Genomic DNA, 21,325 nt, shown 5'->3' on the forward strand with positions numbered 1-21,325 from the left:
CGTCCCGAGAATTGCGGGCCGAATCGGTCAGTTCGGGCTGACCACGGGGCGCGCCGCGACCCCGCCTCCGCCCGAGGAGAAGCCGCCGGTTCCAGGATAGAATACAGGGCTGCTTCCCTGGTCGATCTGATTATTGCTCCGTCCGGCGCGCCTGCCGCCGCCGCCGCAGCTGTCGTCGAAGCTCCAATCGCCGCGGCCGACCGCCTGCGGCGAGGTCACGGAGCCGCCGGAGACGGTCACGAAAGTGCAGGCCGAGCCGAGCGTCTGGCACCGGCCGCCGACGATCGAGCAGACCTCGACCGCGCCGTCGTAGAGCACCACATCCGTGCGGCCGAAAATGACGCGGACGCCGAAAGTGGTGCCGCGCACGCCGATCGTCGCATCGGGGGTGCGGACCACATAGTCCTTGTGCCCGGCCGGCGCGCTGACGAAACGGAACACGCCCTTGGCGGCGTTGAAGGCGACGCCGTTTTCGCCCGAGTAGACGAAATTGTCGAGCTTGACCCGCGAGGAGGGGCCGAGCTGCAGATCGGTGCGGTCTTGGAAGACGAATTTCCCGCGGCTGTCGGTCCCGGTCAGGAGCACCTCCTGCGCGAAAATCTCATCGCCGACGGCGATTTTCGCGGCGCGGGCGGCCATTTCGCCGCGCACGTCTTTTTCGATGGTCGCGGCGGCGCCGATCGCCGGCTCCGCCAAGGCGGGGGACGCGAGCGCGGCCGAAACCGCGAGCGTCGCGGAAAGTCTACGCATGAGCGGTCCAACCTGAAAGCAATGGCGCGCCCAAGTCGCAATGCGCGCCAAGCCGCAATGCGGCTCATTTAGCCCGATGGCGGGCCAGAGCGCAACCGTTCGCGCGCCTCGACAGGGAGGGGGCCGGCGACGGGAGGTCTGGCGAAGGGGGCTGGCGGAGACGGAGGGATTCGAACCCTCGATAGGGCTTTACAACCCTATAACGGTTTAGCAAACCGCCGCCTTCAGCCTCTCGGCCACGTCTCCGCAGGGCGTTCTCCGCAGCTCCGAATCTCGACGCTGCGGCCAATGCGAGTTGAGATATGCCAAAGCGGCAAATTCTTGGCAAGCGCGGTGATGCGAGCGGATTATTTTTGCAGGCGCTCCAGCACTGTTGCGTAATTGACACAGGCTTCGACAAAAACCGCGAATTGCGCGCGCAACGGCCCCGCCTTTGTTGACGATCATCGTAATGATCCGTAGCTATTCACCACAGACGGCGCACTTTGGTGCCCGGTTGTCGCGGTCGGCGATCGATCGTGCGGGGCCGTCGCGGCTCCGGCGGCGGCGGATCGAAGACCCATAAATCTAACTGAGGGCCGTATGATGAAAAAGTCTTTGCTCGCCGCCTCCGCGCTCGCGTTGGCCGTCTCCGCGGGCTCGGCGTTGGCTGCCGACCTGCCTTCCAAGAAGGCGGCTCCCCTGTTGCCGCCCCCGCCGCCGCCGGCGCTGTGGACCGGCTTCTACGTCGGCTTGAACGCGGGCTACACCTGGGACGAGAGCAGCTCCGTCACGGTCGCCTCGGGCTCGCTCGCTCCGTTCAACCCGATCGTCGGCATCGCCGGCTCGGGCATCCTCGGCTCCAGCATCGATGGTTTCATCGGCGGCGGCCAGATCGGCTATAACTATCAGTTCGCCAACGCCTTCGTCGCCGGCATCGAGGCCGACATCCAGGGCGTCGCCGGCAGCAATGGCGCGACCTCCTCGGTCGCCGCTTTCGGCCCGCTGACCTCGACGATCAGCGCTTCGAAGTCGATCGACTATCTGGGCACCGTCCGCGGCCGCCTCGGCTATCTGATCACCCCCTCGCTGCTCGTCTACGGCACGGGCGGTCTCGCCTACGGCCAGACCAATCTGAGCTCGGGCGTCGTTCAGACGGTCGGCGGGCTGGTCGGCACCTCGTCCAGCGCCTTCTCCGACACCCGCGTGGGTTGGACGGCCGGCGGCGGCGTCGAGTGGCTGTTCCTGCCGCAGTGGAGCGCCAAGGTCGAATATCTGTATTACGATCTCGGCACGGTCTCGACCTCGAGCGTGATCTCCTTCACGGGCATCGCCGCTCCGGTCGCCACCACGGCCTCCGCGTCGCGCTTCAACGGCCATGTCGTTCGCGCCGGCGTGAACTATCACTTCAACCTGTTCAATGCTCCGGCCCCGGTCGTCGCCAAATATTGATTTGGCGATCGCCCGACATAGTCGAGTAAATAGACAGAAGAGCCCGGCGCGATCGCGCCGGGCTTTTTGCTTTTTGGAGCGTTTCCAGCCGAAGTGGATGCTGGTTCGGCGATGGAAGCGCGTCAAAACAAAAGCTTTCTTTCGTTGGAGCGAATTCTGATCGATCGACCGATTCCGTTCGATCGGAAAGCGCTTGCGCTGCGTTCCGCTGTGATCTTTCTGCTCGGCCAGTGTCGCGGCGCGATTTCCGCGCGGCTCAGAGCGTGTCGAGAAAACCTTCGATTCGCTCGAAATAGTTCGTCCAATCGGGCGCCTGGAAGCTCTGCGCCTCGCGCATGGCGGCGAGGCGTCGCGGCGAATTGGCCGCGCCGAAGTCCGTTATCGCGCGCTTCCAGCCGAGCCCGTCTATCGGCGACAGAAAAACCGCGCGCTCCTGCGCAATCTCGCGAAACACCGGAATGTCGGAGACGATCGCCGGCGTTCCGAGCGAGAGCGCCTCGACCACCGGCAGGCCATAGCCCTCCGCGAAGCTCGGCATCAGCAGCGCATTGGCGTTGGCGAGCAGGCGGCGCAGATGCGGCGCGGCGAGGCCGCTCGTCCAGCGCACCAAGGGGCGAATCGTCTCGCAGCGATTCAGCATGTCGACGATCTGCTCATTCTCCCAGCCGCGTCCGCCGACGAGGACGAGCTTGGGCGCCGGCCGCCCGCCCTCGGCGAGAGCGCGCCAGACATTGAGCAGCATCAGATGATTCTTGCGCGGCTCCAGCGTGGAGAGGAGGACGAAATAATCGCGACGCGCGAGCTCGTCGTCCTGCGCGACATCGCCCGACGTCGCCTCCAGCGTCGAGGGGGGCGGCTCCACATGGATGGGAATGCGCGTGGCGCCACGCGCTCCGATCTCGCGCTCCAGTCGCTCGGCGACAGCATGGCTCGTCGTCAGCAGACCATGAGCGTGGCGCAGGATCGTGTCGATTCGCCTCTGAAACAGCGGCCCATAGCCGCGGCGGAAAAATTCGGGCCGGTCGAGCGGCAGCAAATCATGCACGAAGAAGACGGCGCGCATGTCCGGCCGTCGCGCGAGCCATCGAAACAGCGCCGGGAATTCGCAGGCATGCTGCGCGATATTAAGATAGAGCGCCGATGGTGGAAGCGCGCGGGGCTCGTCATTGGCGAGGCGCAGAGGCGTGCGCCACAGCAATTTATCGAGAGCGCCGCGCGACTTTGATCGTATCGGCGTCGCGGAACGATCCGGCTGCGCGCCCAGCAGCCAGCCGCGAAGCTCGGCCCAATCGGCCGAATCGTCGCGCGCGGCGGGCGCGACATCGGCCACGATTGCGGAAAGACGCGCCGGAGCGAGCACATGCGGGCCGCGCATGCCGTAATGCGCGCCGCAGGCGAGTCGCGGATGCGCGGCGAAATGACGAGCGAATGCGAGGTCCAGGCGTCCGATGCCGGCCGCGCCCGCCGCCGTTCCGACCGAGACGAGATGGGTCGCGTCATAGACGATCGGGCGCGTCATTCTGGCTCTTCTTCGATCGCGTCGCGACTACCAGAGCGCCGGCTGGCGCGCATAGAGCGACAAAGCGGGATGGTAATAGGGATCGTCGCGAATGACGCCGCGCCAGCGGTCGCGGAAATAATCGCGCTCCTTCGCATAGACGCTCATCGGACGGAACATGGCCGAGCCGCGCGACGCCGATTCGTAATGCAGCAGCCGCGCCTGCGGGACATAGAGCGAGGCCCAGCCGCGCTCGGCGAGACGTAGGCAGAGATCGGTGTCGTTGAATTCGATCGGCAGATTGATTTCGTCGAAACCGCCGACCGAGTCGAATTTGCGCCGCTCCACCGCCATGCAGGCGGCGGTGACGGCGGAGGTCTCATGCGCAAGGCCGGCGCGGCCGAGCCAGGACGGCGCCTCCGGCGTGACGAGCGCGCCGAAATGTCCAGCGTCCTGACCGAGGCCGACGGTCACGCCCGCATGCTGGATGCGGCCGTCCGGAAACAGCAGCAGCGCGCCGACGGCTCCCGTCTGCGGCGCCATGGCGCGACGCGAAAGCGTCTCCAGCCAATCGGGGCTTACAACGACGGTGTCATTGTTGAGGAAGAGAACGACCTCGCCGGTCGAGGCGCGGACGGCGTCATTGTTGAGCCGCGCGAAATTGAACGGCTCGGGGCGCGCGAGCACGCGAACCCGTGGGTCCGTCTTCGCCTTTTCGAGAATGGCGAAGGTCTCCGCCTTCCGGCTGCCATTGTCGACGATCAGGAGCTCGAAGGAAGGATGCGTCGACAGGCGCAGAATGCTCTCGAGGCAGGGGCCGAGAATATCCGGCCGGTCGCGCGTCAGCAGGATGATGGAGACGCTCGGCGCAGGGCCCATGGGCGTGGGAGAGGGCGGAGCGGCGCGCGCCTCTCCATCTTCGTCTTCGTCGCGGGTGAGAAGCCAGCGGCGCAGATGCGCGATCTCGCTTCGCTCGAGCGTGAAAGGCGCCGAGCGCATCGCTTCGTCGATCTCGGCCGATGCGAGCGTCGAGACGGCGTAAAAGGCGCAGTGGCCCAGATATGGACGCGTCGCCGCGAGCGAAGGGCTCCAATCGGGTTTGAACGTCGGGCGAATTCCGTGCGCGGCGCGCAGCAGCTCGTCGGCGTAGATCAGCTTCGTCTGCGGCGCGCGGGCGATCGTCTCGGCGAGGCAGGCGAGCGCATGATCGGCCAATTCGTCGCCCGGTCGCAGGCGCGCGACGAAATCCGTCTCGGCGAGGAGAGGGCGAAGCTCCGCCTCGCTCCGCGTGACGCTCGCGGGGCGCGCAAAGGACTGCCGCTCGATCGAGGCGAGGGTGCGCGCCAATCTGTCGGGGGCCGCCTCCGAGTCCGAAACGAGAATGGCGAAGCGCGGCAGGCGCCCGATCTCGCTGCGTGGCGCATCGAGTCCATCTCGCTCGAAGGGACGCTTGCGCCGCGCGAACCAGCGTTCGAAATCCTCGAGCGGCTCCGAATTATTCGCCCAGTCGAGCGCATTCTCGGCCTCCGCTCGAAAGCCGAACAGCGTGGGGACGAAAAAGGACCAGAGCTTGCCCGGCTTGCGACGCCGGACGCGCGCCAGCGTCTCGACGAGACCGACGGGCCGCACGCTCTCGATCGCAAAGCCGAAGGGGCCGGGTCGGTCGGTCGGGCTGAGCAGAATCTCGCATGCGCCGCGGGGCAGGGCGCCGATCCATACGCCTGCGCCGGCCACCGGGCCGGGGAGAATGCGGTCGATGACCTGGGTCGGCGTCACGAAGCGCAGAATGGGGCGGACAGGATCGTCCAGCAGGCTCGCGCGAAACACGATCTCGACGAAACGGCTCGCGCCGAAATCGGCCTCGACGCGCAGCCAGGGTTCGTTGGAAAGTGAAAAGAAGCGGCCGTCCCGGACGACGACGTCCTTTTCGGGGGTCAGCGCATAGGTCTGCCGCGTCAAATGCGATCCACTGCTCGAGCTGCGGCGCGCCGCAATGGCGCGGACCGAATAGGCTGTCCTCTTGGGCGACGGGCGCCGCCTTGTCAACGCCATGGTTAATGTGGCGCGCGCGGGATTCATCGTTAAGGGGAGACTATTTCCACGCGCGAACGGCGCTATGTCTCGCTGGGCGCTCGGTTGCGGGCGCGCTGAGCGAGAGATACGCCATGTCCCTGACGACCCGGACGCGCCCGACACATAGCGCCGACACTCCGCCGGCGGCCGCCGATTACAGCAAAATGCCGATCGACGAAGCGCTCTCGCGGCTCGGCGTCGATCCAAAGCGCGGACTGTCGCAGGACGAGGCGCGCCGCCGGTTGAAAGCCTACGGCCCCAATGAGCTCGCCGAAAAGCGCGTCGGCGTCTGGCGGAAGATCCTCGGCTATTTCGCCGGGCCCATGGCCTATATGATCGAAGCCGCGGCGCTCGTCTCCGCGCTGATCGGCCATTGGAATGATTTCGCGATCATTTCCGCTCTTTTGCTGTTCAACGCCGGGCTCGAATTCTGGCAGGATCGCAAGGCCTCCAACGCGCTCGCGGCGCTGAAGAAGGGCCTCGCGCCGGAGGCCACCGTGTTGCGTGACGGCGAGTGGAGCGCCAAGCCCGCAGCCGAGCTCGCACCCGGCGACATTGTGAAAATAAGGCTGGGCGTCGTCGTGCCGGCCGATTTGCGGCTCGTTTCCGGCGATTACGCCTCTATCGACCAGGCGGCCCTGACGGGCGAGTCGCTTCCCGTCGCCAAGAAGATCGGCGACGCCGCCTATTCCGGCAGCATCGTCAAGCAGGGCGAGATGATCGGCGTCGTCACGGCGACCGGCTCCAACACTTTCTTCGGCCGCACCGCGAGCCTCGTCGCCGGCGCCGGCGCGGTGAGCCATGCGCAAAAGGCCATGTTCGAGATCGGCGATTTTCTCATCGTCGTCGCGGTCGCGCTCGCGGTCGTGCTGGTCGCGGTCAAGGTCTATCGCGATCTCGTCGTCGCCGATGATTGGAGCATGTCGGACGCGCTCTCCATCCTGCAATTCGTGCTCGTGCTGATGGTCGCCTCCATTCCCGTGGCCATGCCGGCCGTGTTCTCCGTCACAATGGCGCTCGGCGCGCTCGCGCTTTCGAAGGAGAAAGCGATCGTCTCCAAGCTCTCGGCGATAGAGGAGATGGCGGGCGTCGACATTCTGTGCTCCGACAAGACCGGCACGCTCACCAAGAATCAGCTGACCCTGAGCGAGCCGATATTGTTCGACTCCAAGGATGGGCAGGATTGCATCCTCGCCGCCGCGCTCGCCTCCAAGCTCGAGGACCGCGACGCCATCGACACGGCCTGCATCGATGCGCTGAAGAACAAGGACGAGCTGAAGGACTATTCGCTGACGAAATTCATCCCTTTCGATCCGGTGAGCAAGCGCACGCAGGCGACTGTGACGGATTCGCAGGGCAAATCGATCATCGTCTCCAAAGGCGCGCCGCAGGCGATCGTCGATCTCGTCCATGCGGACCCCGGCGTCGCGCAGCGCGTGAAAAAAATCGTCGACGAGCTCGCCGAAAAGGGCTCGCGCTCGCTCGCCGTGGCGCGCTCGGAGGACGAGGGCAAGACGTTCCAATTGCTCGGCGTTCTGCCCATGTTCGATCCGCCGCGCGCCGATTCCAAGGCGACGATCGCCGCCGCGCGCGCCAAGGGCGTCGAGGTGAAGATGGTGACCGGCGACGACACGGCGATCGCCATAGAGACCGCGCGCCAGCTCGGCCTCGGCGATCATATCGTCGCCGCGGCCGATATATTTCCGAAGACTCTCGATCCCAATAATCTCTCTGCCGACGTCGTCGACGCGATCGAGCGGGCGGATGGTTTCGCGCGCGTGTTCCCGGAGCACAAATATGCGATCGTCAAGGCGTTGCAGCAGCGCGGCCATCTCGTCGCCATGACCGGCGACGGCGTCAATGACGCGCCGGCGCTGAAACAGGCCGATTGCGGCGTCGCCGTCTCCGGCGCGACCGACGCCGCGCGCGGCGCCGCGGCGCTGATCCTCACCGCGCCGGGCCTCTCCGTCATCGACAGCGCGATCGACGAGGCGCGGCGCATCTTCGGACGCATCGAGAGCTACACCACCTATCGCGTGGCGCTGACGATCGACATCATGTTCGTCGTCGTGCTGTCGAGCGTGTTCTTGGGCTTCACGCCGCTGACGGCGGCGATGATCGTGGTGATGTCGCTGCTCGACGACGCGCCGATCATGACGATCGCCTATGACAACACGCCCGTCGCCCCGCAGCCGATCCGCTGGCGAATGCCGCGTCTGCTCTCCATCGCGACCATGCTCGGCTTCGTCTGCGTGATCGAATCCTTCGGTTTGCTGCTCATCGGCGTGCGCGCGCTGGCGCATGAGCCGCTGCGCGAGGCCATGCAGCTGTTCACGCCGCAGCAATTGCAGACGATGATGTTCCTGCAGCTCGTCGTCGGCGGCCATCTGCTGCTGCTCGTCGCCCGCACGCAGCGCTGGTTCTTCCTGCCGCCTTTCCCGGCCGCCAAGCTGTTCTTTGCGATCGTGGCGACGCAGATCTTCGCCGCGGCCATGTGCTATTTCGGTTGGCTCGTTCCGCCGATCTCGCTGCGGCTCATCGGCATCGTCTGGGCCTATTGCCTCGCCTTCATGTTCATCCTCGGCTTCGCGCGCAAGATCGTCGCGCGCGTCGTGGACCATAGGACGAGGCGGCAGGAAAAGAGCGTCGCGACCGTCGAGCGACCGCTCTCCGGCGGTCTCGTGCTGGCGCAGGAAAAGGCGCCGTGACGCAAGCGCATCGAGAGGAAACGTGAATGGACTGGCGTGACAAATATATCGTCGAGCCGGGCGCGAAGCTGCGCCTTGCCGATTATGACCCCTCCGACACGGGCAAGAACAAGTCGCATGAGGAGGCGTTGCCGAAGATCAAGGAACATGTCGAGCGAATGGCGAAGCTGCAATATCTGCTGTACGCCGACGGCTCGCAGGGGCTGCTCATCGTGCTGCAGGCGCTCGACGCCGGCGGCAAGGACGGCACGATCAGGCATTTGTTCTCCGGCATGAACCCGCAAGGCGTCTCCGTCGCCTGCTTCAAGCAGCCGACGCCGATCGAGCACGACCATGATTTTCTCTGGCGCATCCACGCCCATGCGCCGCCCAAGGGCCATGTCGTCATTTTCAATCGCTCGCATTACGAGGATGTGCTCGTCGTGCGCGTGCATAAGCTCGTCCCGCGCGACATATGGTCGAAGCGCTATGACGAGATCAATGAATTCGAGCATTTGCTGGCGCGCGACGGCAATGTGCGAATTCTGAAATTCTATCTCCATATCAGCCCGCAGGAGCAGCTCGCGCGGTTCAAGCAGCGGCTCGACGATCCCTCGCGCAATTGGAAGATCAGCGAGAGCGACTACACGGAGCGGGAATATTGGCCGCAATATTTGGAGGCTTATGAGGAGGCGCTGGCGCGCACCAGCACCAAGCATGCGCCCTGGTTCGTCGTGCCCTCGAACCACAAATGGTTCCGAGACCTCGTCATTTCACGAATCGTCGTCGATACGCTGGATGAGATGGGGCTGAAGCTGCCGCCGACGCGCGTCGATCTCACGCAGATCGCGAAAAAATATCACGCGGCTGTGGCGGAGGCGAAAAACGGAGCCTTGGGGAAGGGCGACTTGGGGAAGGGCAAATAGACCGGCGCGTCAGTCGGCCTTGCGCTGAGAATCGCCTTCGCGCTCGTCGCGGCGGCGGAAGCGCAGCACCGCGCCGGGGGCGCGGTTGCGGGCGCTGATGCGGCTGCGGCCTGTGCCGGTGAGCACATAACGGCCGCGGCTGTCGTCCCAACGCATGAGATCGGCCGCTATGGCACGCTGGCGCAGCGCCATCGTCATAGGATCCTGCACATGCGGCGGCGCGATGTCGCCATGCGCATCGACCTTCTTCAAGGCCTCGATCAGCGTGGTTTCTTGAGAGTCCGTCATCGCTCTCCGTATATGACGCCGATCGGGTCGATGAGCAAGGATTTTGAACGAACAGCGAAGGCGAAGGTTAGCGCCGTCTTGCGGCGGCGGCGCTCGCGCGGACGGGGCCTCGTCCGTTCAGCGGGCGGCTTCCGGCAGGCGGCGTTTCCATCTCTCGCCGGCGCGCAGCTCGGTCCCCAGAACCCAGCGCAACTGGATCGGGCGACGGACGCGACGGCTCGTCGCCTCGCTTTGCGCGACAATGGCGATAGGAGCGAGCGGCTGCTGCGCGACGATGGCGACCGGCGGCGGCGCGGGCGAACGCCTCGGCGCCGGCGTCTGCGCCGGCTCGGTCGGCGCGCGGCGCCGGGTCTGGCGAATCGGCGTCTCGACCTCGGGAGCGGCGGCCTTCTTCACGCCGCGCGGACGGCCGGGCCCACGGCGAACGGGCTCCACTGGCTCGGGCGGCGGCGCGACGGTCTCGATGAGGCTCGGAAGCACACGGCCGGTCGTCGCCGGCGCGGCCCCGGCCTCCGCCGTCACCGGCTCGGCCTTTTTCCCAAAGACGAGATCGGCCGCCTTCATCGCGGCTTCATAGCTGTCGTCATGGTGCGTCTCGCGCTCCACGACGCGCGGCGCGAAGGCGGCGATGTCGAGAAACGCCGGTTTCGGCTCCGCCGCCGCTTCTTCGATCAGAGGGAGACGGCCCGCCGCCGCCTTGGCGGAGCGAGATTTGAATTCCTTCACGAAGGGGCGGACGATGCGGCGCATGGGTCTCCGGCGTCGATGAGGGCGAAACGACCTCCGTCGGACGATCATCGTCCGAATCGGTAATGTCAGCTGCGAGCTTTTCCAGGATGAACGGAAATTCCGAACGCTGGTAGAGTGGGCGAATACTTAGCCGATGTCGAGAGGAAATGCGGCCACGGTAACAGATTTGTTACTCTGCCGCACGCGACGATAGACGTCTTGCGGCGCATCTCTACTTTATCGTGCGAATCGTGTCGAAACGACCACATTGCGCCGACGTTTACGTTGCGGCGCAGCGGAGGCGGGATTGAAGTCGCGCCGAGCGCCTCTAGTTTCATGGCGATATTGGAGAACTCGGGAGCCGACCATGGAGTCCTGCGAACAGCCGCTCGCGTCGATGCCATTCTGCGAGGCGGTGAGCTGCGTATGGGCCAAGGGCGAAACCGCCCTCAATTCGGTGTTGCAGACGCCCGCTTCGGCGAGCATTGGCGATTGGGGGCTGACGCTCCTCGTCGCGCTCATTCTCATCAATCTCGTCATCATGCTGTTCAGAGCGGCGTTTCCGCGACGCCGATTCGACGAGCACGCTCCGACCCCCAGGGCCTGAGGATCATTCGGTTCCTCTGAGCGGGAAGACGCGAGCGGGCGGCCGGATTCGGCCTGGTGGAGCTGCGGGGAATCGAACCCCGGACCTCTGCAGTGCGATTGCAGCGCTCTCCCATCTGAGCTACAGCCCCGCTCCGAGGCGCTGGATACTCGGCGCCTATTCGGCTGTCAATCCGCTCCGCGTCGAAATCGTTCCCTCCGACGGCGGCCGAGCCCGACCGTGGCCTCGCGACGGCCGAGCCGAGGCTCGCCTCGAGCGCGGGGATTGCGGCGGCCGGGCAGGAAGGATAGAGACGTCTGCGAATTCGACCGGTGGAAAGCGCAACATGCAATATGCCTTGGTCAATCTTCTCTTCACGATCATCGACCTCTATTGGTGGGTCGTTATCGCAATGGCCGTGATGTCCTGGCTCATCGCTTTCGATGTGGTGAACACCAGATCGCGGGTGGTCTATTCGCTGTGGAACGCGCTCAATGCGCTGACCGAGCCTGTTCTGCGGCCGATTCGCAGCGTGCTGCCCAGCCTGGGCGGGATGGACATTTCGCCGATCATCCTGCTGCTGGCGCTGCAATTCCTACGCAATGTCGTGGCCGGGCAGCTCGGCGGCATAGGCTGATATGGCCGAGCCGACGGCCGAGGCCTGGAGCGCGGAGGGGGATGGAGTCGCCCTCTGGGTCCGGCTGACGCCCAAGGGCGGGCGCGACGCCGTCGAAGGCGTCGAACGGCTCGCCGACGGCAGGGCCGTGCTCAAGGCGAGGGTGCGGGCGGCGCCGGAGGACGGGCGCGCCAATGACGCGCTCGTCGAGCTCGTCGCTGAAAAGCTCGGCGCGCCGCGGCGCAGCGTGTCGATCGCCTCCGGTCACACGGCGCGGCTGAAAAAACTCTTCATCGCGGGCGATCCCGCACGGCTCCTCGCAGCGCTGGAGAAGACCGGCGCGACAAAAAATGGTTGAGGTATGAGCAAGTCGAAGGTCGGAAACTTCTTCGAGGATTTTTCTCTGGGCCAGGTGATCCGCCACGCCGCCCCGCGAACGGTGACGGTGGGCGATGTCGCGCTCTATACCGCGCTCTACCTGCCGCGCTTCGCCGTGCAGTCCTCGGCGGCCTTCGCTCAGGCGATCGGCTACCGCGAGGCGCCGATCGACGACATTCTGGTCTTCCATTTCGTGCTCGGCAAGACCGTGCCGGACGTGTCGCTGAACGCCATCGCCAATCTCGGCTATGCCGATTTCAAATTTCTGGCGCCCGTCTATCCGGGCGACACGCTGACGGCGACCTCCGAGGTCATCGGCCTCAAGGAGAACTCCAATAAGGAGACGGGCGTCGTCTATGTTCGCTCCACCGGCAAGAATCAGCGCGGCGAGATCGTGCTCGACTACGCCCGCTGGGTGATGGTGAAGAAGCGCGACAAGGACGCCCCCGTCGGGCCGGAAGTCGTGCCGACGCTGCCCAAATCCGTCGCGCCGGCCGATCTCGGCAAGGCCGTGCCGGCGATAGACGTCGCCGCCTATGACAAGGATTTGGCTGGGTCGCCCTATTTCTGGGGCGATTATGAAGTGGGCGAGAAGATCGACCACATCGACGGAATGACCGTGGAGGAGGCCGAGCATCAGATCGCGACGCGCCTCTATCAGAACAACTCCAAGGTGCATTTCAACCAATATTACGAGGCGCAGGGCCGCTTCGGAAAGCGCATCATCTACGGCGGGCATGTGATCTCGCTCGCCCGCGCGCTCTCCTTCAACGGTCTCGAGAACGCCTTCCACATCGCCGCGGTGAATGGCGGGCGCCATGTCAATCCGCTGTTCGCGGGCGGCACCGTCTTCGCCTGGTCGGAGGTGCTGGACAAGGTCGAGATTCCCGGCCGCTCGGACATTGGCGCGCTGCGCCTGCGCCTCGTCGCCACCAAGGACCACCCACCGGCGGATTTCCCGCTGACGACGGCCGAGGGCAAGCCGCATCCGGACGTGCTGCTCGACCTCGACTATTGGGCGGTGATGCCGCGCTGACGAAAACCGCGGCGGCCGGAGAACCGGCCGCCGCTTTGTCTCTCCCCTGGGAGCGCAGTGGAGAGGTGTCGCTCAGTGGAGCGTTTTCAGCCATTCATCCACGTCTTTTTGAACGGCTTCCTTGCTTTTTCCGTAGCGTTTCTGCAATTCGCCTTCGAATTGGTCACGCTTTCCCTGGATTCTGGTCAGATCGTCATCGGTCAAGTCGCCCCATTTTTCTTTGATCTTGCCTTTGGCCTGTTTCCAATTGCCTTCGATCTGGTTCCATTCCATGTTTTTTCTCCTCTGCTGGGGCGCGTCTATTTCGAGCGCCGCACAGGATCGGATGACAATTCTTGCGGCGGCAGATGGTTCCATCGGTCTTCGCCACGCTCGAGCGCGGCGCTATGTGTTTCTGCAATCGTGAAATGAGAGGTCTGGATATGATTTCGAAAGCTTGGATTGCGCTCGCGCTCGCCTTTGGTCTCGCCGCGTCGTCGAGCCTCGCCGCGCCTCCCGCCGCGCAGAAAAAAGAGAGCGAGGAATCCGCAGACCAATCGCAGGGCCTGCCGACGGAAGTCACGACCACGCATTCGATGTCGATTCGCGGCGAAAAGCTGTCGTTTCTCTCGCGCGCCGGCGCGGTGCGGCTGCGCGACGCGCAGAGCGGCGCGCCGCGGGTCGACGTCGCCTATGTCTCCTATGAGCGGTCCGACGTCGACGCGCTGGCGCGGCCGATCGCTTTCGTTTTCAATGGCGGGCCGGGCGCGGCCTCCGCCTGGCTCGGCCTCGGCGGACTCTCGCCCTGGCGCCTGTCGCTCGGCTCCGGCTCTCTGTCGCCGTCCGCGCCGCCGATCGTCGTCGACAACGCCGAGAGCTGGTTGCCCTTCGTCGATCTGGTCTTCATCGATCCGCCGGGCACGGGCTACAGCAAATTCCTCACCGACAATGAGGAGGTGAGGAAGCATTTCTTCTCGACGCAGGGCGACGCCGAGGCGCTCGCCGTCGTCGTGCGCAAATGGTTGGCGACGCATCGGCGCATCGCCTCGCCGAAATTTCTCGTCGGCGAGAGCTATGGCGGCTTTCGCGCGGTCGAGCTCGCCCATGCGCTGCGCGAGCGTGAGAGCGTCGGCGTCGAGGGGCTGGTGCTGATCTCGCCGGCGCTCGATTTCGCCTGGCTCGACAGCCCGCGCAATCTTTTGTCTCTGGCCGGACGCCTGCCGTCCTATGCGGCTGTGGCGCGCGACGCCAAGCAGCGTTCCGAGCTCGTCGATGTCGAGGCCTACGCCTCGGGCGAGTTCCTCGTCGATCTGCTCAAGGGTCCGCGCGACAAGGAGGCGCTCGAGCGGCTCGATACGAATGTCGCGCGCTTCACCGGGCTCGAGCCGCGCATCGTGCAGGATGAGGGCGGCCGCGTCGCGCTCAAGACCTTTTTGCGTGATCGCCTGCGCGCCTCGCGTCTCGTCTCCAGCGCCTATGACGGCGAGGTGACGGGCTTCGATCCGCGGCCCTTTTCGCGCGAGAGCGATTGGGCCGATCCGGTGCTCGACGCGCTCGCCGCGCCGCTCGGAGCGGCCATGACGCGAGTCACCATAGAGAAGCTGCAATGGCCGATCGGCGACGCCCGCTATGAGATTCTCAATCACAAGGTGGCGCGTGACTGGGATTTCGGCCGCGGCGGCCGCGCCAACGCCGAGGCCGTCTCGACGCTGCGCGACGAGCTCGCCCTCGACGGGCGCTTGAAAGTGCTCGTCGCCCATGGGCTCGCCGATCTGGTGACGCCCTATTTCGCCAGCAAGCTGCTGCTCGATCAGCTGCCGGCCTTCGGCGAGGCGTCGCGGCTGCGGCTCGTGACCGTGCCCGGCGGGCACATGTCCTATATCCGCGACGACGCTCGCCGTCTGTTGCGCGACGAAGCGCGCAAGACGATCGAAGGCAAGTGAGCGTTTTACGACGCGCGAGCGAGGCGGGGGCGGCGTCCTGCGCGCCGCCCCTCGAGCGGAAGGATGCGCGTTGCGCGCGAGCCTGCGCGGTGAGACGAGCAAGATAGTTTCGTGCAATCGTAAAATGGAAATATTCCAATAAGCGCCTTTCGAACAATGTTCGAAAGGCGACAGAAGCTTTTGTCGTCGGCATTTCAAGAATAGCGTTCTTGCAAGATTTCCAGTCTACGCATACGTCGATTGACCCTGCCCCTAGCTGAAAATACTCATAGTGGAACACCTTACCGGCTATGCCGGATCGGATTCCACGGGGGCAGGACAGAATGAACAAGATCAAAGCGCCGTTTTCTCTGCGCAGCCTTCGGCGCGGCGTGTCCGCGCCGGCGCCGCGCATCGACGGCCCGTCCGCGAAAGTATTGGGAGCGGCGGCCCTGCTCGTCGCGGGCGTCGGCGTCGCGACGGCGCAGGAATCGACTCAGCCGCTGCCGGCCGTGCGCGTCGACGCGCCGAAAGAAAAGCCGAAGCCTGTCGTTCGCGCCGCGCCGGCCACGCATCACGCCGCAACGCCGCGCCGCACGACGCGCGCTCCGGCGCAGCCGGCTGGCCCGCAACAGGGCGCGCAGGGCGCTCAGACCGCGCAGACGGGGGCCGGGGGAGGCGCCGCGCCGGCCGACGCCAATCCTTACGCCGATCCGAAGGCGCCCTATAAGGCCGATCGCCTGTCGTCGAACAAATTCACCCAGCCGCTGCTGAACACGCCGCGCACGGTCACCGTCCTCACCAAGGAAATTCTCGAGGACAAGAACGCCACCACGCTGAAAGAGATCGCCCGCAGCACGGCCGGCGTCACGCTCGGCTCGGGCGAGGGCGGCAACGCCTTTGGCGACCGCTTCTTCATTCGCGGCTTCGACGCCCGCAACGACATATTCGTCGACGGCGTCCGCGATCCGGGCGTCAGCCTGCGCGAGAATTTCTACACGGAGCAGGTGGAAATCCTGCGCGGTCCGGGCTCGAGCTTCGCTGGACGCGGCACCGCCGGCGGCGCGCTGAACATCGTCACCAAACAGGCCAAGGACCAGGACTTCACCGATATGAAGTTCTCCGGCGGCCCTTCGGACAATTCCAAGCGCATCGCCATCGATGTGAACAAGGCGATCAGCCCCATTCTCGCGGTGCGCGTCAACGGGCTCTTCCAGGACGCCAATGTCGCGGGACGCAATTATATCACTGACGATCGCAATGGCGTCTCGGGCTCCGTCGTCTTCAAGCCGATCGAGAATTTCACGCTCACGGCGAATTACACGCATTCCTATCAGAACGGCCTGCCGGACTTCGGCATCCCCTACAACCGCATCGCCAATCGGCCTTTCTCGGAAGGCGTCACGTCGCGCAACACCTGGTATGGGCTGCTCAATCGCGACTTCCAGAAATATAGGCAGGACTTCGGCACTTTCACCGGCGAGTATCGCGTCAACGACGATCTGAAGATCACGAGCCGCCTGCGGCAGAGTCGCTCGATCGTCGATTACATCGGCACGTTGACGCAGAGCGCGAACCAAGCCGCGTCCTCGGTCAATATCGGCGCGCAGAGCCGCTATCAGGTGACCAATGTTCTCGCGAGCCAGACCGACATCAATTACAAATTCGCCACCGGCCCGGTGAAGCACGAAGTGGTGCTCGGCGCCGAATTCAGCCGCGAAGGACTGACGAGAACCAATTATCAGGGGCTCGTGTCGGAGTTCAACGGGCTCGCCTCGGTCGGCGGCGCGCTGGTCTGCAATCTCTATCTGCCCTGCAACGCGCTGCCGTTTCCGAACACGCCTTATCGCAATCAGAATGTCACGCGCGTCGCGGTCGACACCAAGGCCGGCTATCTGATCGAGACGGCGAATTACGAGGACATCGTCATTGCCAACGCCGGCGTGCGCTTCGACGATTATACGATCACCAACCGCAACGAGGCCTACACGACCTTCGCCGCCAATCACTCGTCTTTGGTGAACTATAATTTCGGTCTCGTGCTGAAGCCTCTTCCCGAAGTGAGCCTCTATGCGGCCTATGCGACTTCCGCCAATCCGGTCGGCGCGGAGCTCGACGGCGGCGCCGCCAATTACGGCGGTCTCACCACGGCGGCGCAGATCTTCGCGCCGCAGCGCAATTACGCCAAGGAGATCGGCGCCAAATGGGAGCTGTTCGACCGGCATCTCTTGGCCACGGCGGCGCTGTTCCGCACCGATGTGACCGGCGCGCGCGAGGTGAACGGCTCGGTGACGAGTGGCGACGCGGCCTATTACGTGCAAGGCGCGGATTTAGAAATCGCGGGCAACATCACCGACAAATGGAGCGTGACCGGCGGCGTCGTCATCATGGAGTCGAAGGTCACGCGCTCGCAAATATCGAGCAACGTCGGCCTGCAGCTCGCCAATATCGCGCATGAATCGTTCAGCCTGCTGAGCAAATACAAGCTCGGCGATCTCTTCGGCCTCGATCCGGACACGATCGAATTCGGCGGCCAGGCGGTCTATCGCTCGAAGATCTACGGCGGCAACAATATCATCGCCAATGGCGCGACGAGCGTGAACGGCGTAACCGGATGGCCCGCGCCGACCGCCGCCAATCCCTTCGTGAATGTGCCGACGGCGCTGCCCTCCTACTGGCGCTTCGACGCTTTCCTCGAAGGCAAGGTCACGGAGAACATCACGCTGAAGGTCTCGGTCGTGAACATGTTCGACCGCACCTATTATGACGCCTTCTATCAGACCGCGACGCCCTTCACCCAAGTGGCGCCCGGCCGCACTGTGCTGTTCGAGGCGCGCGCAAAATTCTGAGACACGCCTGTCGAGGCGGGCGCCGGCTCCCTTGGAAAAGTTTCAAACAAGGAGCCGGCGCCTTTCCTCGGCGCAGCGAAACATGGAATGTGCGGCCACAGAGGGGTTCCCCATGCTGATCTGCGTCCCGGACGTTCTGAGCAAGGAGGCGGTCGCCCAGTTCCGCAGCGTCATGGACGCCGCGGAATGGGAGGACGGAGCCTCCACCGCCGGCGCGCAGCCGCCCTCGGTGAAGAGCAATGAGCAGCTGCCGCCCAATGGCGAAATGTCGCGGCGCCTCGGCGAGCGCTTGTTGCAAGCGCTCGTCGGCAATCCGGGCTTCGTTTCGGCGGCCATTCCGCTGCGCATCTATCCGCCTATGTTCAGTCGCTATCGCGTCGGCCATCGTTTCGGCGTCCATGTCGACAATGCCGTGCGCGGCGATCCGCTGACCGGAACGCGCATTCGCGCCGATCTCGCGGTCACCGTCTTCCTTTCCGAGCCGGAGGAATATGACGGCGGCGAATTGGTCGTCGACGACGCCTATGATTCGCATCAGGTCAAGCTTCCGGCGGGCGCGCTCGCCATCTATCCGGCGAGCGATCTGCACATGGTTTCGCCGGTCACGCGCGGCGCGCGCGTCGCCTCCTTCTTCTGGGTGCAGAGCATGATCCGCCAGGAGAGCGTGCGCGATGTGATCTATGATCTCGACACGGCGATCCAGCAGCTCGCGCCGCGCCTCGGCGGCGATGACGAGGATGTGATGAAGCTCGGCGGCGTCTATCACAATCTCATACGCCATTGGAGCGAGGTATGAGGGTCGCGCCATGCTGATCTGCATACCCGATGTGCTCGATGCGCGGCAGGTCGCCTATTTTCGCGACGTGATGTCGCAGACCGTGTGGGAAGACGGCCGCACGACCGCAGGCTCGCAATCGAGCCTGGTGAAGAATAATCTGCAGCTGCCGCAAGACGGCGCCGCCGCCCGCGAATTGGGCGATCTCGTGCTCGATGCGCTCGCAGCCTGTCCGACTTTCGTCTCCGCCGCTCTGCCGCTGCGGATTTTCCCGCCGCTGTTCAATCGTTATGGCGCAGGACACGACTTCGGCCTGCATGTCGACAACGCCATTCGCGGCGTGCCGCGCACATCGGTGCGCATTCGCACCGATCTCTCCGTCACTCTGTTTCTCGCCGACCCCGACGAATACGACGGCGGCGAGCTCGTCATCGAGGACCATTATGGCGCGCAGGAAGTGAAGCTGCCTGCCGGTCATCTGGTGCTCTATCCTTCGACCAGCCTGCATCTCGTGCGAGAAGTGACGCGTGGTGAGCGCGTCGCCTCCTTCTTCTGGCTTCAAAGCATGATTCGCGACAACGTGGTACGTTCGTTGCTATTCGATTTGGACCAGACGATTCAAGATCTCACGGGGAGGCTCGGAGCGGGCGATCCGGCCTGCGTCAAGCTGACAGGCGTCTACCACAATCTCATTCGCATATGGGCGGAAGCATGAAACGGTCATTCCAGACGTTAGAGATCGCGGCCTCGTCGCTCCTCCTATCGACCTCTCTCGCTTTCGCGGAAGGGCGCGCGGACATCGTCAATCGTCCGCATGATCTGTCCGTGTCGAGCATGTTTCTCAACGCCGACATCGTCGTGAAGATCGTCATGCTCGGCCTGCTCGCGGCGTCCATCGGCACATGGACCGTGCTCATCGCCAAGACGATCGAATTGAAGCGCGCACGCACGCGCATTCGCGACTCGATCGAACGTTTGCAGGATGCGCGCGGCCTCGCGGAGGCGCGTCTCGCGCTCGGCGCCGCCGATCCTCTGGCGAGCGCGCTGATCGCCGAGGCGCTGCGCGAATTCCGTCTCTCTTCCGATCTTTCTTCCGCCGGCGGTTTGAAGGAGCGCGTCGCGTCGAGCTTCGCGGAGATCGAGCGCGCCGAAAGCCTCTCCATCCGTCGCGGCACGGGCCTGCTCGCTTCGGTCGGCTCCACGGGCCCCTTCATCGGCCTGTTCGGCACGGTGTGGGGCATTATGAACGCCTTCATCGGCATTTCGAAAGCGCAGACGACCAATCTCGCCGTCGTCGCGCCGGGCATCGCCGAGGCGCTGCTCGCCACCGCCGTCGGCCTCTTCGCGGCCATCCCCGCGGTGCTGATCTATAATCATCTGGCGCGCTCCACGAGCTCCTATCTCGAGCTCGTCTCCAATCTCTCCGGCGAACTGCTGCGCATCGTCTCGCGCGATCTCGATCGCGGCGTCCAGCAGGCGCCCGCCGCTCTGCGCGCCGCGGAGTAACGCCAATGGCCGGCAATATCGGAGGTTCGCCGCGCGGCGCGCTCGAAGAGACGCACGAGATCAATGTCACGCCCTTCATCGACGTGATGCTCGTGCTGCTGATCATCTTCATGGTGGCGGCGCCGCTCGCCACCGTCGATCTTCCCGTCGATCTGCCGGCCGCGAGCGCCGCGACGCACGCCAAGCCCGACAAGCCGGTCTATCTCACCATTCAGGCCGATCTCGCATTGGCTTTGGGCGAGACGCCGGTGAAGCGCAATGATCTCGTGGCTTCGCTGGACGCGCTCGCCGGCGGCGACAAGGACAAGCGCGTCTTCCTGCGCGCCGACACGGCCGTGCCCTATGGCGAGATGATGGCCATTCTCGAGCGACTGCGCGCAGGCGGCTATGCGAAGGTCTCGCTCGTCGCGCTCGACGCCGGCGGCGCCGCGACAGGCGGGGCGACGAAATGAGCGTCGCCGCCGATCTCGGCAATTCGGGACCGAACAGCCGTGTCTGGAGCGGCGCGGCGCTGGCTGCGCTGGCTGCGCATCTTCTTGCGCTGGCCGCCATTTTCGTCGTCTTCGAGATCGAGCCGGACGATGACGCCACAGGCGCCCCGGCGATCGAGATCAGCCTCGCTCCCGCCGCGCCGCATGTCGAGGATGCGCCCGACGCGCCGCCGGGCCCTCTGGCCGACGAGGCCGCGGCCGCCGCGCCGGCGGTCGCCGCCTCGCAGACCAAGGACAATGACGATCCCAAAATCGCCCGCGTCGAGGCCGACGACGCCGATTATGCGATCGCCGAAAAGCACGAGAAGCCTGTCGAGGAGCCGACGAAGCGCGAGGCGACGCCGGTGATCTCCGCGGAATCGGCGGCGTCCGAGGCGGCCGCGCCGCCCAAGAGCGAGGCGCTCGCCGAGGCGCCGCGCGCCGTCGCGCCCGCGCAAGGCGCCGACAAGGCCGCCCGCGCCGCCAAGCTCACCTGGCAGAAATCGCTGATGGCCCATATCGAGCGCGCGAAGCGCTATCCGAGTGGGGTCGGACGGCGCGCCGGCGATGTCGCGATCGCTTTCAAGCTCGACCGACTGGGCCATTTGGTGAGCGCCAGCATCAAGCGGTCCTCGGGCGACCGCGCTTTCGACGAGGCGGCCCTCGCCATGATGAAGCGCGCCGATCCCATGCCGCCGCCGCCGCCCGCCGTGGCGGACGAGGGGCTCGGCTTCGAGATGCCGGTGCAGTTTCGCGCCGACAAGCGCTGAGCCGGCGAGCCGTCGCCGCGGAACATGCTAAGCTTCGGGGACGCGACTCCGTCACC

General features: G+C 65.1%; 20 protein-coding genes and 2 tRNA genes. 14 read left to right on the plus strand and 8 right to left on the minus strand.

Translation table 11 applies throughout. The features are described 5' to 3' along the window. Window positions 1-27: 27 nt before the first annotated feature. Both IY145_RS18175 and IY145_RS18180 read right to left on the minus strand, forming a co-directional pair. The gene (locus IY145_RS18175) at window positions 28-750 is read right to left on the minus strand and encodes a FecR domain-containing protein (RefSeq protein ID WP_196409494.1); all 723 of its coding nucleotides are present in this window, start codon (window positions 748-750) and stop codon (window positions 28-30) included. A gap of 152 nt (window positions 751-902) precedes the next feature. Then, window positions 903-996: transfer RNA gene (locus tag IY145_RS18180), tRNA-Ser, on the minus strand. A gap of 339 nt (window positions 997-1,335) precedes the next feature. Here IY145_RS18180 and IY145_RS18185 point away from each other — a divergent pair. Beyond that, window positions 1,336-2,181, plus strand: a complete 846-nt coding sequence (locus tag IY145_RS18185) for an outer membrane protein (RefSeq protein ID WP_196410603.1) — start codon at window positions 1,336-1,338, stop codon at window positions 2,179-2,181. Between the two features lie 256 nt (window positions 2,182-2,437). Here IY145_RS18185 and IY145_RS18190 read toward each other — a convergent pair whose 3' ends face one another. Both IY145_RS18190 and IY145_RS18195 read right to left on the minus strand, forming a co-directional pair. Then, a complete protein-coding gene (locus tag IY145_RS18190) occupies window positions 2,438-3,700 on the minus strand; it encodes a glycosyltransferase family 1 protein (RefSeq protein ID WP_196409495.1) in 1,263 nt (420 codons plus the stop codon). Between the two features lie 27 nt (window positions 3,701-3,727). Then, complete coding sequence (locus IY145_RS18195) at window positions 3,728-5,638, minus strand: glycosyltransferase (protein WP_196409496.1); 1,911 nt, start codon at window positions 5,636-5,638, stop codon at window positions 3,728-3,730. Between the two features lie 206 nt (window positions 5,639-5,844). Here IY145_RS18195 and IY145_RS18200 point away from each other — a divergent pair, with 206 nt between their 5' ends. Both IY145_RS18200 and IY145_RS18205 read left to right on the plus strand, forming a co-directional pair. Next, entirely contained in the window at window positions 5,845-8,460 is a 2,616-nt protein-coding gene (locus tag IY145_RS18200) for a plasma-membrane proton-efflux P-type ATPase (RefSeq protein ID WP_196409497.1), read from the plus strand. Window positions 8,461-8,486: 26 nt separating this feature from the next. Beyond that, on the plus strand, window positions 8,487-9,365 hold the full coding sequence (locus tag IY145_RS18205) for a polyphosphate kinase 2 family protein (protein WP_196409498.1): 879 nt from the start codon (window positions 8,487-8,489) through the stop codon (window positions 9,363-9,365). A 9-nt stretch (window positions 9,366-9,374) separates the two neighbouring features. Here IY145_RS18205 and IY145_RS18210 read toward each other — a convergent pair whose 3' ends face one another. Both IY145_RS18210 and IY145_RS18215 read right to left on the minus strand, forming a co-directional pair. Continuing rightward, window positions 9,375-9,653: a hypothetical protein gene (locus IY145_RS18210; protein WP_196409499.1), complete on the minus strand. Its 279-nt coding sequence runs from the start codon at window positions 9,651-9,653 to the stop codon at window positions 9,375-9,377. A gap of 117 nt (window positions 9,654-9,770) precedes the next feature. Next, window positions 9,771-10,403 (minus strand): hypothetical protein, encoded by a 633-nt coding sequence (locus IY145_RS18215; RefSeq protein WP_196409500.1) that lies wholly within the window; start codon window positions 10,401-10,403, stop codon window positions 9,771-9,773. Between the two features lie 346 nt (window positions 10,404-10,749). Between IY145_RS18215 and IY145_RS18220 the strand changes: the two genes are divergently transcribed. Then, the gene (locus tag IY145_RS18220; RefSeq protein WP_196409501.1) at window positions 10,750-10,989 is read left to right on the plus strand and encodes a hypothetical protein; all 240 of its coding nucleotides are present in this window, start codon (window positions 10,750-10,752) and stop codon (window positions 10,987-10,989) included. 54 nt (window positions 10,990-11,043) lie between these two features. Here the strand turns inward: IY145_RS18220 and IY145_RS18225 are convergent. After that, window positions 11,044-11,119 (minus strand) — tRNA-Ala (locus IY145_RS18225). Between the two features lie 195 nt (window positions 11,120-11,314). On the opposite strand from IY145_RS18225, the gene IY145_RS18230 reads away from it, so the two are divergent. From IY145_RS18230 to IY145_RS18240, 3 genes are read left to right on the plus strand one after another with little or no spacing between them, the layout of a single operon-like run. Beyond that, the gene (locus IY145_RS18230; RefSeq protein WP_196409502.1) at window positions 11,315-11,605 is read left to right on the plus strand and encodes a YggT family protein; all 291 of its coding nucleotides are present in this window, start codon (window positions 11,315-11,317) and stop codon (window positions 11,603-11,605) included. A 1-nt stretch (window position 11,606) separates the two neighbouring features. Continuing rightward, window positions 11,607-11,942, plus strand: a complete 336-nt coding sequence (locus tag IY145_RS18235) for a DUF167 family protein (protein ID WP_196409503.1) — start codon at window positions 11,607-11,609, stop codon at window positions 11,940-11,942. A 3-nt stretch (window positions 11,943-11,945) separates the two neighbouring features. Continuing rightward, a complete protein-coding gene (locus tag IY145_RS18240) occupies window positions 11,946-12,998 on the plus strand; it encodes a MaoC family dehydratase (RefSeq protein ID WP_196409504.1) in 1,053 nt (350 codons plus the stop codon). 72 nt (window positions 12,999-13,070) lie between these two features. Here the strand turns inward: IY145_RS18240 and IY145_RS18245 are convergent, their stop codons facing one another. Beyond that, window positions 13,071-13,271, minus strand: a complete 201-nt coding sequence (locus IY145_RS18245) for a CsbD family protein (RefSeq protein ID WP_108918391.1) — start codon at window positions 13,269-13,271, stop codon at window positions 13,071-13,073. 149 nt (window positions 13,272-13,420) lie between these two features. On the opposite strand from IY145_RS18245, the gene IY145_RS18250 reads away from it, so the two are divergent. The 7 genes from IY145_RS18250 to IY145_RS18280 all read left to right on the plus strand — a co-directional run bounded on the left by IY145_RS18250 (window position 13,421) and on the right by IY145_RS18280 (window position 21,269). Continuing rightward, complete coding sequence (locus tag IY145_RS18250; protein ID WP_196409505.1) at window positions 13,421-14,920, plus strand: S10 family peptidase; 1,500 nt, start codon at window positions 13,421-13,423, stop codon at window positions 14,918-14,920. A 323-nt stretch (window positions 14,921-15,243) separates the two neighbouring features. Next, on the plus strand, window positions 15,244-17,748 hold the full coding sequence (locus IY145_RS18255; RefSeq protein WP_196409506.1) for a TonB-dependent siderophore receptor: 2,505 nt from the start codon (window positions 15,244-15,246) through the stop codon (window positions 17,746-17,748). A 112-nt stretch (window positions 17,749-17,860) separates the two neighbouring features. Then, window positions 17,861-18,544, plus strand: a complete 684-nt coding sequence (locus IY145_RS18260) for a Fe2+-dependent dioxygenase (protein WP_196409507.1) — start codon at window positions 17,861-17,863, stop codon at window positions 18,542-18,544. A 10-nt stretch (window positions 18,545-18,554) separates the two neighbouring features. Next, window positions 18,555-19,238, plus strand: coding sequence for a Fe2+-dependent dioxygenase (locus IY145_RS18265; RefSeq protein WP_196409508.1), 684 nt, complete (start codon window positions 18,555-18,557; stop codon window positions 19,236-19,238). After that, window positions 19,235-20,029: a tonB-system energizer ExbB gene (gene exbB, locus IY145_RS18270; protein ID WP_196409509.1), complete on the plus strand. Its 795-nt coding sequence runs from the start codon at window positions 19,235-19,237 to the stop codon at window positions 20,027-20,029. Before IY145_RS18265 ends, exbB begins: the two co-directional genes overlap by 4 nt. A gap of 5 nt (window positions 20,030-20,034) precedes the next feature. Beyond that, window positions 20,035-20,481 (plus strand): TonB system transport protein ExbD, encoded by a 447-nt coding sequence (exbD, locus tag IY145_RS18275; RefSeq protein WP_196409510.1) that lies wholly within the window; start codon window positions 20,035-20,037, stop codon window positions 20,479-20,481. Continuing rightward, a complete protein-coding gene (locus IY145_RS18280) occupies window positions 20,478-21,269 on the plus strand; it encodes an energy transducer TonB (protein ID WP_196409511.1) in 792 nt (263 codons plus the stop codon). Before exbD ends, IY145_RS18280 begins: the two co-directional genes overlap by 4 nt. Window positions 21,270-21,325 lie beyond the last annotated feature (56 nt).

The organism is Methylosinus sp. H3A, assembly GCF_015709455.1.
GTDB lineage: Bacteria > Pseudomonadota > Alphaproteobacteria > Rhizobiales > Beijerinckiaceae > Methylosinus.

Bases quoted from the DNA above. Each gene is read 5' to 3' on its own strand.
- IY145_RS18175 (WP_196409494.1), bottom strand. From the start codon at position 750: ATGCGTAGACTTTCCGCGACGCTCGCGGTTTCGGCCGCGCTCGCGTCC.
- IY145_RS18185 (WP_196410603.1), top strand. From the start codon at position 1,336: ATGAAAAAGTCTTTGCTCGCCGCCTCCGCGCTCGCGTTGGCCGTCTCC.
- IY145_RS18190 (WP_196409495.1), bottom strand. From the start codon at position 3,700: ATGACGCGCCCGATCGTCTATGACGCGACCCATCTCGTCTCGGTCGGA.
- IY145_RS18200 (WP_196409497.1), top strand. From the start codon at position 5,845: ATGTCCCTGACGACCCGGACGCGCCCGACACATAGCGCCGACACTCCG.
- IY145_RS18205 (WP_196409498.1), top strand. From the start codon at position 8,487: ATGGACTGGCGTGACAAATATATCGTCGAGCCGGGCGCGAAGCTGCGC.
- IY145_RS18210 (WP_196409499.1), bottom strand. From the start codon at position 9,653: ATGACGGACTCTCAAGAAACCACGCTGATCGAGGCCTTGAAGAAGGTC.
- IY145_RS18215 (WP_196409500.1), bottom strand. From the start codon at position 10,403: ATGCGCCGCATCGTCCGCCCCTTCGTGAAGGAATTCAAATCTCGCTCC.
- IY145_RS18220 (WP_196409501.1), top strand. From the start codon at position 10,750: ATGGAGTCCTGCGAACAGCCGCTCGCGTCGATGCCATTCTGCGAGGCG.
- IY145_RS18230 (WP_196409502.1), top strand. From the start codon at position 11,315: ATGCAATATGCCTTGGTCAATCTTCTCTTCACGATCATCGACCTCTAT.
- IY145_RS18235 (WP_196409503.1), top strand. From the start codon at position 11,607: ATGGCCGAGCCGACGGCCGAGGCCTGGAGCGCGGAGGGGGATGGAGTC.
- IY145_RS18240 (WP_196409504.1), top strand. From the start codon at position 11,946: ATGAGCAAGTCGAAGGTCGGAAACTTCTTCGAGGATTTTTCTCTGGGC.
- IY145_RS18245 (WP_108918391.1), bottom strand. From the start codon at position 13,271: ATGGAATGGAACCAGATCGAAGGCAATTGGAAACAGGCCAAAGGCAAG.
- IY145_RS18250 (WP_196409505.1), top strand. From the start codon at position 13,421: ATGATTTCGAAAGCTTGGATTGCGCTCGCGCTCGCCTTTGGTCTCGCC.
- IY145_RS18255 (WP_196409506.1), top strand. From the start codon at position 15,244: ATGAACAAGATCAAAGCGCCGTTTTCTCTGCGCAGCCTTCGGCGCGGC.
- IY145_RS18260 (WP_196409507.1), top strand. From the start codon at position 17,861: ATGCTGATCTGCGTCCCGGACGTTCTGAGCAAGGAGGCGGTCGCCCAG.
- IY145_RS18265 (WP_196409508.1), top strand. From the start codon at position 18,555: ATGCTGATCTGCATACCCGATGTGCTCGATGCGCGGCAGGTCGCCTAT.
- exbB (WP_196409509.1), top strand. From the start codon at position 19,235: ATGAAACGGTCATTCCAGACGTTAGAGATCGCGGCCTCGTCGCTCCTC.
- exbD (WP_196409510.1), top strand. From the start codon at position 20,035: ATGGCCGGCAATATCGGAGGTTCGCCGCGCGGCGCGCTCGAAGAGACG.
- IY145_RS18280 (WP_196409511.1), top strand. From the start codon at position 20,478: ATGAGCGTCGCCGCCGATCTCGGCAATTCGGGACCGAACAGCCGTGTC.